The following is a 15,548-nucleotide window of genomic DNA, read 5'->3' on the forward strand; positions in this document are numbered from 1 at the left end:
CAAGGGAACCCAATTTCCAGGAGGCCTCCATGTCCGTTTCAGATCAGGTTCCGACACAATCCGGTTTCCACGCCAAGAGCAGCGGCGCGGAGGTCCTTGCCGATATCGATCTTGCCGGCAAGACGGCAATCGTCACAGGCGGCTATAGCGGGATCGGACTTGAGACCGTCCGCGGGCTTGCCGGCAAGGGCGCATCCGTCATAGTGCCTGTCCGCACGCCGGAAAAGGCGAAAGATGCGCTCGCGGGCGTGGATGGCAACGTCACCACGGCTCCGATGGACCTGGCGGATCTCGCCTCGGTCAGCAGCTTTGTCGGCGATGTGCTGAACGCACATATGAGGCTCGACCTTCTCATAAACAATGCCGGGATCATGGCGTGCCCCGAGGCCCGGGTCGGCCCCGGCTGGGAATCCCAGTTCGGCGTCAACCATATGGGACATTTTGCGCTGACGACCGGCCTGATGCCGCTTCTGCGGAAGACGCAGGGGGCGCGGGTCGTAGCGCTCTCGTCGACCGCACACAAGGTCTCCGATATCCTTTGGGACGACATCAACTACGAGAACAGCCCCTATGACAAATGGCAGGCTTACGGTCAGGCGAAGACCGCCAATGCGCTGTTCGCCAATGCGTTGTCGCTGCGGCTGAAAGATGCGGGCGGTCTCGCCTTCTCGGTCCATCCGGGCGGCATATTCACGCCCTTGCAACGGCACCTGCCCCAGGAGGAAATGATCGCCCTTGGCTGGCTGGAGGAGAACGGCGAGCCATCCGAACTGGCCAAACAGGGGTTCAAGACGCCGGAACAGGGATGTTCCACGACCCTTTGGGCTGCAACATCCGCCAAGCTTGAAGGCAAGCCGGGCGTTTATTGCGAGGACGCCGACATTGCAGCGCCGACCGACCCCGAAAGCCCAACGGCCCGCTATTTCGGAGTCGACGCACATGCCTGCAGCGATGAGAACGCCGAGCGGCTGTGGGAGATCAGCGAACGCTTTCTCAAGGCGGCCTGAACGCAGGTGGCCCGGCCTCGCCTGAGGCTTCATTTCGCCCTAGCCGTCATCCCCGACGCGCTCGACCGGCCCGCCCTGTTCTTCCCAGGTGGAGAAACCTTCTCTTAAATGCGCCGCTTCAAAGCCCATATCCTTCAGCGTTGAAACCGTGAGGGCCGAGCGCCACCCGCTCGCGCAGTGAATGATGAAGGTCTTGTCTTTGCCGAATATGTCCTTGAAATAGGGACTGTCCGGGTCCACCCAGAATTCAATCATGCCGCGCGGGGCGTGGAAGCTGCCAGGTATGTAGCCGGTGCGCTGCCTTTCGCGTATATCGCGTATGTCGACGACGACGATATCCGGATCACCGAGTTTGCAGATCAGGTCCTTCGTTTCGATTTCCTCGATACGCGCACGCGCCGCGGCCACCATTTCCGCTGAGGATATTTTTAGCTTCTTCATCGATCCCCCGTCATCTTGAGCGGTTATATTGCAAGTGGCGAAATATGGCGGATAGCCTTGGCCAGATCAATTGCCGGCTGGCTTCGGCGGTGACATGAGCGACACCCGCATGTCAGCTTCCAACGGTTGACTGAGAGTGCCACCTGTCAGCCCTCATCGAACGCGCCATCCCAGCCGAAATAGACGCCTTTCAGTTCGTCTCCACGCAGCTTTCGATAAAGCGCAAGAGCGGGGCCGTTATCGGCTTCCGTGCCAAGCCAGATGCCCTGACAACCGCGTGCACGTGCTATTTCAAACAGTTTTTCCGTCACCGCCCGGCCGATGCCCTGGCGCAGATGGCTGTCCCTTACGCCGACTTCATTGACAAACATCGACGGCTTTTTGTCAGGATGGAGAAGGATACAGCCAGAGGCCATGCCAACGGCGAGATCGCCATCAAAGGCCAAGACAAGTTCATGCAGCGGATCGGACAGAAATGCCGCAGCCTGCGCCGGATCAATGGGGTTGTCGAACAACCCTTCCTCCACTTTCAAAAGCAGCGGCAAATCGTCGGCCTGCAAGTGGCGAAGCGTTACGTGTCTGGTCATTCTCACCGTATGTTTCTAATTAAGACCTAAGTTGGCTCCGGATGCCCTTCGGATTGTGGGGCGTTATCGCAGATTTCATACCACGCCGGCTTTTCCGAGACGAACTCGTGAAACTGATTTTTCAGGCTGATTTGCGTATCGAGAGCATTTGCCGCGACGGGGAAACTCTCGTCTTCCGAGAGGATTTCGCCAAGTGATGTTCCGCAAATCCCGCAAAAGCACCGGCCATATTTATAGGGGGTCTCCGGCTTGTACAAAACCACGTTCTCCTTGCCCTCAATCCAGGTCAGACTTTCCTTCTTTACAAAGACAATGGTGCTTGCGCCGGCCTTTCGGCACCGCGAGCAATGGCATGTGCCCATGACCGACGGTTCGCACGACAGTTGAAATTTGACTGCTTTGCAGCAGCAGCTCCCTTCAATCATTTGACCACATCTCCCGGTTCGAGCTCCATATGAATGAGAACAATACAAGAACATTTGACGCAGGACAATATCGGGAACAGGCGCTAACAGGCTTCGAGAACAGTCAGGTCTTGTTTATCGAGTTTCCGCCATCGGCGATCAGAGCGCTCCCGGTAACGAAGGACGACCGGTCAGAAATGAGGAAAAGCGCGGCCTGAGCGATTTCCGATGGATCGGCCATCCGTTTCAGCGCGTGAAGGCTGCTGACCCATTCATGCGTTTGCGGGTCATCGCCGGCCATTTCAGTTCTGGTGCCGCCGGGCAACAATGCATTGACGCGGATATTGTCGGCACCATGTTCAGCCGCCAGGACCTGTGTCATGCCGATGAGACCGGCCTTGCTGGCGGCGTAGGCCCCCATTCCGGGAAGTCCGATCGTGTGCCCCACGAATGACGACGTAAAAACGATAGACCCGCCGCCGCGTTTGGCGATTGGCGGAATCTGATGCTTCGCAGCATAAAACCCGCTGGTCAGGTTTGTGCTGATGACCTTTTGCCAATTGTCTTCGTCCATATCGGGCACAGGTCCCATCTCGCCCACGATCCCGGCATTGTTGAACGCGCCATCGAGGCCGCCAAATCTTTCGGTAGCCAGTGCTACCAGATCGGCCGCGTATTGCCCGTCACCCACATCGCCGGCAAGACAGGCGGCCTGCCCGCCGATCCGGCCGATTTCACCGGCGAGCCCTTCCAGCAGTGCCGCGCGTCTTGCGCCGAGGACGACATTCGCGCCCTCGGTCGCAAAACATCTTGCAGCCTCGGCGCCGATGCCGCTGCTTGCGCCCGTTACGATGATTGTCTTTCCGTCCAACACCATGTGTCTCTCCATTCTTCAGGCTTTGAGAGACGTTTAGGTTTTCTACAGTGCTCCGGGCATCCCGGTTCTTGCGGGAGTATTTGCGTGGCTGCATGTTCGGGTCTGCCAATGCCACATAGGCAATCCCAATTTCAATTCGCCGCCCTATATCGGCTTCATGCTTTGGTTATTCAGCGCCGTTGAAGAGCTGCTGCCGGTTCTGGCTTTCTTCGTCGTGCAACAGTCTTACAGTTTTGAAGCCGGCCTCGTGGTCATGGTGCTGCTGGTACTCGCGCTGCTGGCCGTGTCATACGGGTTCGGGCGGGCGGCGCCGCGCTTTGCCGTGGCAAGCACAATCGCGCTCCTGATCTTTTCCGTGCCCAGTATCGTGACGGGCAACAGCACCTTTTTTCAGATCTCGGACACGATCCTCGACGGTCTGTTCGCGTTTCTCCTTCTGGGGAGCCGGGCGCTCGATTTTCCGGTTCTGAAATATCTTTTCGGACGGGTGTTTGCGATCACGGACGAGGCGTGGCGGATTCTGTCGCTGCGCTGGGGCCTTTTGTTCGTGGTGCTGGCGGTGCTGAACGAATTTTTCCGGCTCGGCTATTCGGAAGAGGTCTGGGCTTACTTCAAGCTTTTCTCCACCATCTTCATTCTGCTTTTCGGCTGCTACCAGTTCACGCTGTCGGCCAGGATGCGCATTCCGGGCGAATCGAACCGGCTCGGGCTGCGGGTCTGACGCAGAACTCAGTTACGCATGTTTCTGTCTGTCTGAGGCTCTGTTTTCGATATCGCACCGACAAAATCCACATAGGCGCTCCTGAGGCGGTTTGTCCCCGAGTTCGGCGGCCAGACGGCATAAATTCCGTAGGACGGCGCGCGCCAGTCAGGCAGGAGTTCCATCAGATGACCTTCTGCAATGCGTTCACGCACAAAGAAATCCGGCATGACAACGATGCCGCAGCCTTCCTCGGCCATGCGCCGTGCGGCAAATCCGGAATCGACCGTGATGCGGTATGGCATGTGTACGCTGTGTTGTTTGCGCTCGCGGCCTGATTTCGTCAGGATGACGGGCCGCGATACGCCGGCAAGATCGATCGCTTCCAGCTTCTCCAGATCCCGCGGCTGCCGTATCGGGCTCTTCGAGCGCAGATAATCTGGCGACGCACACAGGTGCAGCCGGCCCTCAGCCAGCTTCTTTGACATCAGCGAGGAATCTTCAAGCCGCCCGACCCGCAGACCCAGATCGAAACCCTCCTCCACGAGGTTGATCCGCCGGTCGGTGAAGCTCATCGAGATCTCGGCGTTCGGATTGTGTTTCATGAAAGTCGATGTGCGGGTGACGAAGCGGGCATATTGCATGATCGCCGGCGCCGTGACCGTTAAAAGACCGGTCGGATTGCTGGTCTGGTGACCGACTTCACTGAACCCCTCCTCTGCCGACCTCAGCATGGCGCGCGCCGAGCCGGCCAATTGTTCGCCGGCTGCCGTCAGGCTGAGCTTACGTGTCGTGCGGTAGATCAGCGGGGTGTCGAGATAGCGTTCAAGCGACGTCACATGGTGGCTGACGACCGAGGCGGAGAGGCCAAGCTTCTTCGCAGCGGCGCGGAATGAACCGGCATCGGCCACGCTTGAAAAGACCGCAAGCGCGCGCAGGTGATCGATCATCTTATTCCATCATAAAATCGAACAATGAAATCAATCTATATCATCTTATGATGCTTATCTGAATACTCCATGTTCTTCACGAGCCAGCCAATGACAGCTGGGACAGATGGAGACGATTGAAATGAATACACTTGCTCTCGCAGCCGCCGCTGCACTTACAATGGCAGCCTCAGCCAGCCCCTCGCTGGCCGCCGACACCAAGGACATCGTGACGTCAGCGATGACGGAGCTGATGATCAACAAGAATGTCAACGCCATCGACACCTATTTTGCCGAACCTTATATCCAGCACAACCAATCCGTTCCGACCGGTCTTGATGCGCTGAAAGGCTTGGCAGGCCAGGTTATCGCCGACAATCCGGCCTTCAAATACAGCATGGTCCGCATTCTGGCGGACGGCGATGTCGGCATCGCCCACGGAGTTTACGAGGGTTTCGGCGAGATGCCGCTTGTCGCCTTCGATGTCTTCCGCGTCGAAAACGGCAAGATCGTCGAACACTGGGACAATCTTTCGCCGATCGCCGCCGACAATCCGTCCGGACGGTCCCAGACCGATGGCCCGGTCGAGGTGACCGATCTCGACAAGACCGATGCCAACAAGACGCTCGTGAGGGAGTTTGTCGAAACGGTCCTGATCGGCGGAGCATTTGACCGGCTGCCGGACTATTTCGACGGCAACAATTACATCCAGCACAATTCCAACATCGCCGATGGTCTGGACGGTCTGCAGGAAGGCTTACAGGCACTCGCAAAGGCAGGTGTGACCATGAGGATCGCCAAGGTCCACGAGGTCTATGGCGAGGGCAATTTCGTGCTGGTCATGTCCGAGGGCGATATCAGCGGCAAACCGATGGCCTTCTATGACCTCTTCCGGGTTGAGGGCGGCAAGATCGCCGAGCACTGGGACGTTATCGCACCGATCCTGCCGGCCGCCGAGGCGGCAAACAGCAACGGGAAGTTCTAGGTTCCTTCATGGTTCGCAGCGCTCCGGTGGCTTCGTCCATCGGGGCGTTTTTGTCGGCAAACCCTTACGTCTCAAACCATTTCGACCAGGCTGGCCAGTCATTGATCAGATCGGCGGTGATCGCATAGCCCGATCCGTCGCAGTGCATCCGGTCGCCCTTCGTCAGGCTTTCCATATAGTCGCCATTCGCCAGAAGCGGCGTTTGGATGTCGAGATAGGGCACGCCGAGTTTTTCGGCCATCGCGATATAGCGGTGATTGAGGGCGATGGCCGTATCCTGTGAAAAATCGATTTCCATGCCCTCGCTCGGATGCATGGGCGAGCAGGCGACATTTGCCGGCGGCACGCCGACCCAGAGCGTCGGATAAAGGCCTGCGCAGGCGCTGACAATTGCTTCGGCATTGGCGACGGACGCGTCTTCCTCCACACGCCTGCCGGCGCCGGTGATCACGGCGACATCATTGATGCCGAACTGCAGGACGACACGATTGTCGGCGCCGTCCGGAAACCGGGCCTTGCATTCCTGCTCCCAGCGGCCGCGTATCTCATCGGTGGTCGCACCGCGAATGCCGAGGTCATAGAAGGTCAGGCGAAACTCTCGCGTGAAACGATGTTTGCACAACCGGCCGATCCAGCCGAGGCAGTCTTCATCTCCGGAGCCGTTGATATAGCTGTCGCCCATAAAGCAGATGCGCAAGTCCCGCATGATGTCCCCCGAATCGGTGCGTGCCGTCCGGGGTAGTCTGACCGTGCGGGGTTGCATTGTCCACGAGCGGGAACAACGCCGGCAGACGGGTGGGCTAGAGAAGAGCCTCAAAGAGCGCGCGCGTATTTTCCTTTGTCATCTTGACCGGATTGCCGCCAGTGCTCGGATCGCGAAGCGCAGCGTCCGTAAGAGCATCAACATCCGGATCCTTCACGCCCAGTTCGGTCAAGGTCCCGGGAATGGCGAAGGAGGCGTTGAACGTATCGACAAAATCGCAAAAGCCGTCAAAGCCGCCTTCGATGTCGAGATAGGCGGCCGCCCGGTCAAAGACTCCGCGGATGGCATCGGCGTTGAACTTCAGGACCGCCGGCATGCAGACAGCATTGGTGGTGCCGTGATGCGTGTGATAGATCGCGCCGATCGGGTGACTGAGGGCATGGATCGCACCGAGGCCCTTTTGAAACGCCGTTGATCCCATCGCAGCGGCGCTCATCATATGGGCCCGGGCCTCAAGGTTGCTTCCGTCTTCATAGGCGCGCGGCAGATAGTCCTTCACAAGACGCATGCCTTCGAGCGCGATCCCCTGGCTCATCGGATGATAGTGCGGCGAGGAATAGGCCTCCACGCAGTGCGCAAAGGCATCGAGCCCGGTTCCGGCAGTGATGAATTTCGGCATGCCGACCGTCAGCTCGGGATCGGCGATGACGATGGCGGGAAGCATCTTCGGATGGAAGATGATTTTCTTTTCATGGCTTTGCGAATTGGTGATGACACCGGCGCGGCCAACCTCCGAACCGGTTCCGGCCGTTGTCGGCACAGCCACAATCGGAGCAATGGCGTCGGGAGCGGCCCGTGTCCACCAGTCACCGATATCTTCAAAATCCCATAGCGGGCGGGTCTGCCCGGCCATGAAGGCAACGGTCTTCGCCAGATCGAGCCCCGACCCGCCGCCAAAAGCAATTACACCGTCGAACCCGCCATCGCGGAAGAAACGGACGCCCTCTTCGACATTTGCATCCGTCGGGTTCGGATCGACCTCGGCGAAAATCGCCGACCCAAGACCGGCCTCGTCCATCAGCGCCAGCGTACGCTTTGTGATGTCCATCTGCGCCAATCCACGATCGGTGATCAGCAGGGGCTTGTTCAAACCGGCCGCCGCACAGGCATCGCCGATTTCAGCGATGCGCCCGGCGCCGAAACGGATGGATGTCGGGTAGGTCCAGTTGGCGGAAAGGTTCATGGGTCGATCTTCTTCAAATGGTAGGATTTGGGTCTTGTCAGATTGTGGAAACCGATAATGGACAGGCCGCCGCCGCTGCCTGTGTCCTTGCAGCCGGTCCAGCACAGGGCCGGATCGAGATAATCGCACCGGTTCATGAAGACCGTGCCGGTTTCAAGCCGCCGGCCAATCTCCAGCGCCTTGTCCGTGTCATTGGTCCAGAGCGAGCAGGTCAAGCCGAACGGACTGTCATTCATCAGTCTGACCGCTTCGTCATCATCCCTGACCGGCATGATGCCGACAGCCGGGCCGAAGGTTTCATCGCGCATAATGCGCATGGAATGGTCGACATTGGTGAGGATTTGCGGGGTCAGATAGGTGCCGCCGTCATCCCCCGCCATTTTTTCGATATGGGTGACCGCACCCGCCGCCACGGCCTCTTTGATCTGCGCCCTCACTTCATCGGCAAAGCGTCGATTGGCCATCGGGCCGATGGTCGTGTCCTTCTCCAGCGGATTTCCAAGACGGTAGGTTTGAACAAGGGCCACTGCCTTTTCGACAAAGGCGTCGTAAAGGCTCTCATGAACATAGATGCGCTCGATCCCGCAGCAGCACTGGCCGGAATTGAACATCGCGCCGTCGATCAGCGTGTCCACGGCGGCGTCGAGATCGGCATCGGCGCGCACATAGCCGGGGTCCTTGCCGCCCAACTCGGTCGAGACAACGGTGAACGTGCCGGCGGCCGCTTTCTCCATCGCCTTGCCGCCGCCGACCGATCCGGTGAAATTGACAAAGCCGAAACTGCGCTCGGCAATCAGCATCGACGTTGTCTCATGGTCGAGCACAACATTGGTGAAGACGCCGTCGGGAACGCCAGCCGCTCTAAAAGCGTCGGCAAGATGTTCACCGACCAATATGGTCTGGGACGCGTGTTTGAGAACCACCGTGTTGCCGGCAATCAGCGCCGGGGCGACGGTATTGATCGCCGTCATATAGGGGTAGTTCCATGGGGCGACGACGAGCACCGTGCCATGCGGCTCACGCTCGATCTTGCGCAGGAAGGCCTCCGAACCCTCGATGACAATCGGGGCGAGCGCGTCTTCGGCGATGGACGCCATGTAGTGGGCGCGCTCTTCAAAACCGCCGAACTCACCGCCATAGCGCACGGGCCGTCCCATCTGGCGGGCAAGCTCATCAACCATGCGGTCCGTCGTCTCACCGATAAAGGCAACGGCCTTCATCACACAGTCGATGCGCTCGGCGAGCGGACGTGAGGCCCACTCAGCCTGCGCCGCCTTTGCTTTCCCAACGACGGCGCGCGCTTCTTCAGGCGTCAGGGGTGTTCTTTCGGCATAAACGGTACCGTCAATCGGCGAGATACACTGGATCGTCTTTGACATTGCGGTTACGCCTTTTCAAAACCGCGGGCGATTTCCCAATCGGTCACGATGCGGTCGAACTCTTCCTGCTCCCACTCGGCGCAGCGTGTATAGTGTTCGACCACGTAATCGCCCATCGCCTCACGCAGCATCTTGGAATCGCGCAGGCTTTGTGTCGCCGCGCGCAGCGTGCTTGGGATATCCGGAACGGACTCATTGCCATACATGTCGCCCGTCGCGGCAGGCACAAGCTCAAGCTTTTCCTCAATACCTCTCAGACCCGCCGCAATCAGCGCGGCCTGGGCAAGATAGGGGTTCATGTCCGATCCCGGAATACGGCACTCGACGCGCACAGCCGAGGTATCGGCGCCGCACAGGCGAAAGCCGGCTGTGCGATTGTCGACGGACCAGGCGGATTTCGTCGGCGCGAAGGTGCCTTTGGCAAAGCGCTTGTAGGAATTGATATAGGGCGCGAAAAACCAGGTGCAGTCGGACGCATAGGCGATGAGACCGGCGAGGAAGTTTTTCATCGTTGCGGACATACCATGCTCGCCGTCGGCGTCGTGAAACACATTGCGGCCATCAGCCCATAGGGACATGTGCACATGGCTGGCGCTGCCGACGCGGTCGTGGTGCCATTTCGGCAGGAAGGTTGCCGAACGGCCCTGCTGCCAGGCAATTTCCTTGGTGGCATGTTTGGCGATCGTGTGGTGATCGGCGCAGGCGAGCGCGTTTGAATACCGGATATTCAACTCTTCCTGCCCCGCTTCGGCTTCCCCCTTGGAATTTTCGACCGGAATGCCCGCCGCCGCCAGGTGATTGCGCAGCGGACGCATGACATGCTCTTCCTTGGTCGTCTGGAGGATATGATAATCCTCGTTGTAGCCGCTGATCGGTGTCAGGTCGCGGTAGCCCTCGCGACGCAATTCGTCGAGCGGTTTTTCAAACAGGAAGAATTCCAGCTCCGTCGCCATCATCGGTGTCAGGCCAGCGTCTTCGGCGCGTTTGATCTGTTCCTTCAGGATCTGTCTTGGCGCATGCGGCACCGGCTCATGGGTGTGATGGTCGAGAACGTCACACAGCACCATGGCTGTGCCTTCGAGCCACGGCATCAGCCGCAAGGTGGAAAGGTCCGGCTTCATGACATAGTCGCCATAGCCCTCGCGCCAGCTTGCCGCGGCGTAACCTTCGGGCGTTGCCATTTCGAGGTCCGTTGCCAGCAAATAGTTGCAACAATGGGTTTCCTCAAAACCGTTTTCGAGAAAGCTCGATATGTGGAAACGCTTGCCCATCAGCCGGCCCTGCATATCCACCAGACACACGAGCACGGTGTCGATGGACCCGTTTGCCGCCAGTTCTTTCAATTCTTCAAAGCTCAATGGGCCTGACATGGGTCGATCTTTCTCAATTCTTCAAACATGGCAGCGGGGCACGGATAGGTGCCCCGCCATTTCTCGAACTCACCGCAGATCAGCTGTAGCGATAGGGACGCCCGGCCTTCTGCATGTCGGCATTATACTGGCGGAAGATCTCGACGATCTTGGCCTTGGTTTCGGATTCGGCCGCGATTTCATCCCAGAACGTCACGGCTGCCGCTTCGACCTGAGCCCACTCGGCATCCGGAATGGAGGTCAGCTTCATCTTCGTGCCGTTGACGCGCAGATTGGCTTCACCGCCCCAGTACCACCACTGACGATAGTAGTGGCTCTGCTCCATGCAAACCATCATCAGCGCCTGCAGGTCTTCCGGCAGTTCGTTCCAACGCTCCATATTGGCGAAGAAGTGCCCGATCCAGGCACCGGAGATGTTGTTGGTCAGGAAGTAATCGGTCACATCGGCCCATCCGACCGTGTAGTCCTCGGTGATGCCCGACCAGGCAATGCCATCGAGTTCACCGGTCTGGACGGCGACCTCGATATCTTCCCAGGGAAGCGTCACGGGGATGACACCGAACTGCGACAGGAAGCGGCCGGCTGTCGGGAAGGTGAAGACCCTCTTGCCCTTAAGGTCGGCCAGCGAGTTGATCGGGTCCTTGGTAGCGAAGTGGCACGGATCCCAGGCGCCGGCCGAGATATGCTTGACGCCGACCTTGGCATATTCGCCGTCCCAGATTTCCTTCAGACCATACTGGTTGAAGAGCACCGGCACATCCAGCGAATAACGGCATCCAAACGGGAAATAGCCGCCGAAAACGGTCACCTCGGTGGGCGATGCCATGGAATCGTCATCGGACTGCACGGCATCGATCGTGCCGCGCTGCATGGCCTGAAAAAGCTCGCCGGTCGGGACGAGCTGGTCGGCGAAGAACAGTTCGATCTGCATCCGCTCGCCGGCAATCTTGTTGAATGTGTCGATGGCCGGCTTCACGACATGTTCGGCAAGCGCCGCTCCGGCATAGGTCTGCATGCGCCACTTGATGGTCGACTGGGCGAGCGCGGGCGTTGCCAGCGCGGCGGCAGGCGCGGCAACGGCGGCGCCCTTGATAAAGTTGCGTCTTGTGGTCATCTATTGTGCTCCTTGTTCCTACACTTCGTTTATTTGCAGCGCTCTTGCCGGCGCCTAGTTTCCGTAGACCGTTTGCGGCAGCCACAGTGCGATCTGCGGGAAGACCATGACGGTCACCAGCGCCAGCACCATGACGGCAACAAACGGAATGATGGATCGGTAGATATCGCCCAGGCTGATCTCCGGTGGAGACATGGCCCGCATGAGAAAGAGATTGTAGCCGAAGGGCGGCGTCATATAGGCGATCTGCGTGGTGATGGTGTAAAGCACGCCATACCAGATGAGATCGAATTCGAGCGCGCCGACCAGCGGAATGTACAGCGGGGCGACAATGACGAGCATCGCCGTATCATCGAGAAAGGTGCCCATCAGGATGAAGCTGAGCTGCATCAGGATAAGGATCATCCAGGGCGAAAGGCCGAGCCTTTCTGTAAACAGGCTCTCGATGGCCTTCACCGCACCGAGCCCGTCAAAGACTGCGCCGAAGGCGAGCGCGGCCAGAATGATCCACATGAACATGCAGGTAATGCCGAGGGTCTTGCGCACCGATGTCTCGAAGACGTCCCAGGTCATCCGGCGCTTGAGAACAGCGGCGATGAATGCGGTGATCGCGCCGATGGCCGAACTTTCGACAAGCGACGTCCAGCCGTTGACAAACGGGATCATCATCGCAAAAAACACGCCGAGCGGAAGCAGGCCCGCCAGAAGCAGGGCGTATTTCTCGCGCAGGGGCAGATTGCGTTCTTCCTTCGACAGGACCGGCCCCAGCTCCGGGTTGATGCGGCAACGCACGGCGATGTAGACGATAAACATCGCGGCCATCATCAGACCGGGGATCACCCCGGCGAGCCAGAGTTGGCCGACCGGCTGGCGCGCGATCATCGCATAAAGAACGAGCACCACGGATGGCGGAACCAGGATTCCGAGCGAACTGCCGGCCTGAACCACGCCGGTCACCATGCGCTTGTCATAACCGCGGCGCAAAAGCTCAGGCAGCGCGATTGTCGCGCCGATGGCCATTCCGGCCACCGAAAGCCCGTTCATGGCCGAGATGAGGACCATCAGGCCGATGGTTCCGATCGCGAGGCCGCCGCGCAACCCGCCCATCCAGACATGGAACATGCGATAAAGATCGTCCGCAATCCGGCTTTCGGACAGGATGTAGCCCATGAACACGAACATCGGGACGGTCAGCAGCGGATACCAGCGCATCAGCTTGATGCTCTGGGAGAAGGCGATGTCAAAGCCGCCACGTTCGCCCCAAAGGACAAGTGCGGCAATGACCGCGACAAAACCGATGGCGCCGAACACACGCTGGCCGCTGAACAGGAGCAGCATCATCGCGGCAAACATGAGCAGGGCAATCATCTCATAGGACATGGTCAGACCTCCTCACCGCGAAGGCGCAGGATGTCCTTGCATAATTCGGACATGGCCTGAAGGAGCATGAGAAGAATGCCGAGACACATGAGCGTCTTGATCGGCCACAGATAGGGCCGCCAGATGGTGCGGCTTCGCTCCATCGTTCCGACCTGCCCATCTCCGAACATCAGATCGGCAAAAAAGCCGAGCGGTTCTGACCCAAAATATCCAAGCGAATAGGCGGTGGAGCTGATGCCGCCCCATAACAGCACAACGAGATAGACCATGAGGCAGAAGACGGTCAGTGCGTCGGTGATCGCTTTGCGCCTGACGGACCAGTTGTCATAAAAAAGATCCATGCGGACATGGGAGCCCATCTGGATTGCATAGGGACCGCCGATAAAGAAATAAGCGATCATGCAGAACTGGGCGACTTCCAGTGTCCACAGGGAGGGCTGGCTCGAGGCCTTGCTGATCGTGGACCAGAGCAGCACCGCCATCATGACGAAGATGATATACATCGCCGCCCGCCCGAGGCGCCGGTTGACGGCATCGACGGCCGCTATGAAACCACGCATCGCCTTCACCGCACAGCACCTCCGACTTGAGAAACCCCAAGTTCTGCAAGCGCGCGCTCAAGCCAGGACGACAAAGTCTGCGCCACGGCTGCACAATCCTCAGGCGTCGCAATCAGGTCGTTGCGGATCTCGATCATTACATTGAGCAGACCGCCCGGCAGCGCATGGCGCTGCAGCGTATGGGTCACACCATCGGCAGGTCCGTAGGGCTGGTTGCGCTGGACCTTATAGTTGATCGGCACGCTAAGCAGCGCGTCCGCCAGTCGGGTGTCAGCATCATGAAGAATGCCGATCTCCACCGATCTTTTCTTGCCGTCGAAAACCGGTGTGAAGCTGTGAATGGTCACGAGGACCGGTGTACCCGACCGCCCCTTCAGCGTCTCCTCGACCAGTTTTTCAAAGGGCCGGTAATAGGTTTCGACACGCCGGGCGCGCTCGGCCCCGTCAAGGCCGCGATTGCCGGGAATATCGTAAATCTCGCTTTTTTCCGGCATGGCCCCAGGCGCCTCGGGCGGCCTGTTGCAATCGTAGATCAGGCGCGAAACCTGACCATGCACAAGCGGCGCCTTGAGCAGCGCGGAGAGCCGTTCCGCTGTCTCCAAAGCCCCCGGATCCCAGGCGATGTGACTTGAAAGCGCCTCCCCGGAGAGCCCAAGCCCGCCGAAGGCGGCCGGAATATGGCTGCTTGCATGTTCGCAGATCAGAACAACCGGATGATCGCCCGTTGCATTCACAACCCGGGCCACCGGCTGATCGGTTTCTTTGATAGCAAGCTGAACCAATGCGTTCTCCTATCTGAAGAACTTTCTTCATTGCGTGCGCTTGTGTCAATCAATTTTCGTTAAATTATTTTCAAAAGCGATGCCGTTGTACAAATTTTGACTTAGGCGGAAAAAACCGATTAGTCTTGCAAGGCTGTGCAAGAGGGATGCCGACGGGTGAATACCATGACCATTGCGGAAAGGCTGCGGGACCGCGCCGAGCAACTGACACGATCGGAGCGCCAGCTCAGCGATGTCGTCTTGCAGAACTACCCGGTCTCAGGTCTTGGGACGATCACCTCGCTCGCAGAAGCGGCCGATGTATCGACGCCAACGGTGGCACGGCTTGTGCAGAAACTCGGATTCTCCGGCTTTCCCGACTTTCAGCGTTCATTACGCGCCGAACTTGACGAAAAGATCTCCAGCCCGCTGACCAAGCGCGAGCGGTGGGTAGACGATGCGCCCGACGCCCATATCCTCAACCGCTTCACCAAGGCGGTGATCGACAATATCGGCCAGTCAATGGCGAAGGTCGACCCGGCGGATTTCGACAAGGCCTGCTCGCTCTTGAGTGATGAAAAACGCAGGGTCTTCGTGGTGGGCGGACGCATCACCCGAACCCTTGCGGACTATTTCTTCCTGCACCTTCAGGTCATACGCGACAAGGTCGTACATATCCCTTCCAACTCAAATGCATGGCCGCACTATCTGCTCGACTTCGAGCCCGGCGACGTTGTCGTGATCTTCGATGTCAGGCGCTATGAAAACAGCACGTTGAGACTGGCGGAAATGGCCGGTGAGCGCGGTGTCGAGATCGTACTGTTCTCCGACCAGTGGGGTTCGCCCATCGCCCAGCATGCCAGCGTGTGTTTCACGAACCACATCGCAGCGCCCTCGGCCTGGGATTCAAACATCACCACCATGCTGATTGCGGAAATCGTCATCTCGGAAGTTCAGGAACGCAATTGGGATACGACGCGGCCGCGCATGGAAGCGCTTGAGGAGATGTTCGACCGTACCCGCTTTTTCCGCAAGTTCTGATCCATAGCCCATTTGGGCTATGCGCGTATTTTCTCAATGCCTATCCTGACGGCACATGAAGGCACCA

17 protein-coding genes are annotated in these 15,548 nt (G+C 58.8%); 4 read left to right on the plus strand and 13 right to left on the minus strand.

What is annotated here, in order from left to right; translation table 11 throughout:
- Positions 1–29 precede the first annotated feature (29 nt).
- On the plus strand, positions 30–1,007 hold the full coding sequence (locus OQ273_RS16075; RefSeq protein WP_267991507.1) for an oxidoreductase: 978 nt from the start codon (positions 30–32) through the stop codon (positions 1,005–1,007).
- A gap of 39 nt (positions 1,008–1,046) precedes the next feature.
- On the opposite strand, the gene OQ273_RS16080 is transcribed toward OQ273_RS16075, so the two are convergent.
- The 4 genes from OQ273_RS16080 to OQ273_RS16095 all read right to left on the minus strand — a co-directional run bounded on the left by OQ273_RS16080 (position 1,047) and on the right by OQ273_RS16095 (position 3,316).
- Positions 1,047–1,448, minus strand: a complete 402-nt coding sequence (locus OQ273_RS16080; RefSeq protein ID WP_267991508.1) for a rhodanese-like domain-containing protein — start codon at positions 1,446–1,448, stop codon at positions 1,047–1,049.
- A gap of 146 nt (positions 1,449–1,594) precedes the next feature.
- Positions 1,595–2,035, minus strand: coding sequence for a GNAT family N-acetyltransferase (locus tag OQ273_RS16085; RefSeq protein WP_267991509.1), 441 nt, complete (start codon positions 2,033–2,035; stop codon positions 1,595–1,597).
- A 26-nt stretch (positions 2,036–2,061) separates the two neighbouring features.
- Positions 2,062–2,460 (minus strand): GFA family protein, encoded by a 399-nt coding sequence (locus tag OQ273_RS16090; RefSeq protein ID WP_267991510.1) that lies wholly within the window; start codon positions 2,458–2,460, stop codon positions 2,062–2,064.
- A gap of 103 nt (positions 2,461–2,563) precedes the next feature.
- Positions 2,564–3,316, minus strand: coding sequence for an SDR family oxidoreductase (locus OQ273_RS16095; protein ID WP_267991511.1), 753 nt, complete (start codon positions 3,314–3,316; stop codon positions 2,564–2,566).
- A gap of 157 nt (positions 3,317–3,473) precedes the next feature.
- On the opposite strand from OQ273_RS16095, the gene OQ273_RS16100 reads away from it, so the two are divergent.
- Entirely contained in the window at positions 3,474–4,037 is a 564-nt protein-coding gene (locus OQ273_RS16100) for an inner membrane-spanning protein YciB (RefSeq protein ID WP_267991512.1), read from the plus strand.
- A gap of 8 nt (positions 4,038–4,045) precedes the next feature.
- On the opposite strand, the gene OQ273_RS16105 is transcribed toward OQ273_RS16100, so the two are convergent.
- Positions 4,046–4,966: a LysR family transcriptional regulator gene (locus OQ273_RS16105; protein ID WP_267991513.1), complete on the minus strand. Its 921-nt coding sequence runs from the start codon at positions 4,964–4,966 to the stop codon at positions 4,046–4,048.
- Between the two features lie 121 nt (positions 4,967–5,087).
- Between OQ273_RS16105 and OQ273_RS16110 the strand changes: the two genes are divergently transcribed.
- Positions 5,088–5,930 carry a nuclear transport factor 2 family protein gene (locus tag OQ273_RS16110; RefSeq protein ID WP_267991514.1) on the plus strand — a complete coding sequence of 281 codons (843 nt, stop codon included), beginning with the start codon at positions 5,088–5,090 and terminating at the stop codon, positions 5,928–5,930.
- A gap of 64 nt (positions 5,931–5,994) precedes the next feature.
- Here OQ273_RS16110 and OQ273_RS16115 read toward each other — a convergent pair whose 3' ends face one another.
- The 8 genes from OQ273_RS16115 to OQ273_RS16150 all read right to left on the minus strand — a co-directional run bounded on the left by OQ273_RS16115 (position 5,995) and on the right by OQ273_RS16150 (position 14,461).
- On the minus strand, positions 5,995–6,636 hold the full coding sequence (locus tag OQ273_RS16115) for a GDSL-type esterase/lipase family protein (protein WP_267991515.1): 642 nt from the start codon (positions 6,634–6,636) through the stop codon (positions 5,995–5,997).
- Between the two features lie 94 nt (positions 6,637–6,730).
- A complete protein-coding gene (locus tag OQ273_RS16120) occupies positions 6,731–7,876 on the minus strand; it encodes an iron-containing alcohol dehydrogenase (RefSeq protein ID WP_267991516.1) in 1,146 nt (381 codons plus the stop codon).
- Complete coding sequence (locus OQ273_RS16125; RefSeq protein ID WP_267991517.1) at positions 7,873–9,255, minus strand: aldehyde dehydrogenase family protein; 1,383 nt, start codon at positions 9,253–9,255, stop codon at positions 7,873–7,875. Before OQ273_RS16125 ends, OQ273_RS16120 begins: the two co-directional genes overlap by 4 nt.
- A gap of 5 nt (positions 9,256–9,260) precedes the next feature.
- Entirely contained in the window at positions 9,261–10,625 is a 1,365-nt protein-coding gene (locus tag OQ273_RS16130) for a glutamine synthetase family protein (protein WP_267991518.1), read from the minus strand.
- A gap of 79 nt (positions 10,626–10,704) precedes the next feature.
- Positions 10,705–11,739, minus strand: a complete 1,035-nt coding sequence (locus OQ273_RS16135) for a TRAP transporter substrate-binding protein (RefSeq protein ID WP_267991519.1) — start codon at positions 11,737–11,739, stop codon at positions 10,705–10,707.
- A gap of 54 nt (positions 11,740–11,793) precedes the next feature.
- Positions 11,794–13,119 carry a TRAP transporter large permease gene (locus OQ273_RS16140; protein ID WP_267991520.1) on the minus strand — a complete coding sequence of 442 codons (1,326 nt, stop codon included), beginning with the start codon at positions 13,117–13,119 and terminating at the stop codon, positions 11,794–11,796.
- A 2-nt stretch (positions 13,120–13,121) separates the two neighbouring features.
- Positions 13,122–13,679, minus strand: coding sequence for a TRAP transporter small permease subunit (locus OQ273_RS16145; protein WP_267991521.1), 558 nt, complete (start codon positions 13,677–13,679; stop codon positions 13,122–13,124).
- Positions 13,680–13,684: 5 nt separating this feature from the next.
- Entirely contained in the window at positions 13,685–14,461 is a 777-nt protein-coding gene (locus OQ273_RS16150; protein WP_276562330.1) for an N-formylglutamate amidohydrolase, read from the minus strand.
- A 165-nt stretch (positions 14,462–14,626) separates the two neighbouring features.
- Between OQ273_RS16150 and OQ273_RS16155 the strand changes: the two genes are divergently transcribed.
- Positions 14,627–15,481: a MurR/RpiR family transcriptional regulator gene (locus OQ273_RS16155; RefSeq protein ID WP_267991522.1), complete on the plus strand. Its 855-nt coding sequence runs from the start codon at positions 14,627–14,629 to the stop codon at positions 15,479–15,481.
- Positions 15,482–15,548: the final 67 nt, after the last annotated feature.

It is taken from the genome of Hoeflea prorocentri, assembly GCF_027944115.1.
In the GTDB taxonomy this organism is placed as follows: Bacteria; Pseudomonadota; Alphaproteobacteria; order Rhizobiales; family Rhizobiaceae; genus Hoeflea_A; species Hoeflea_A prorocentri.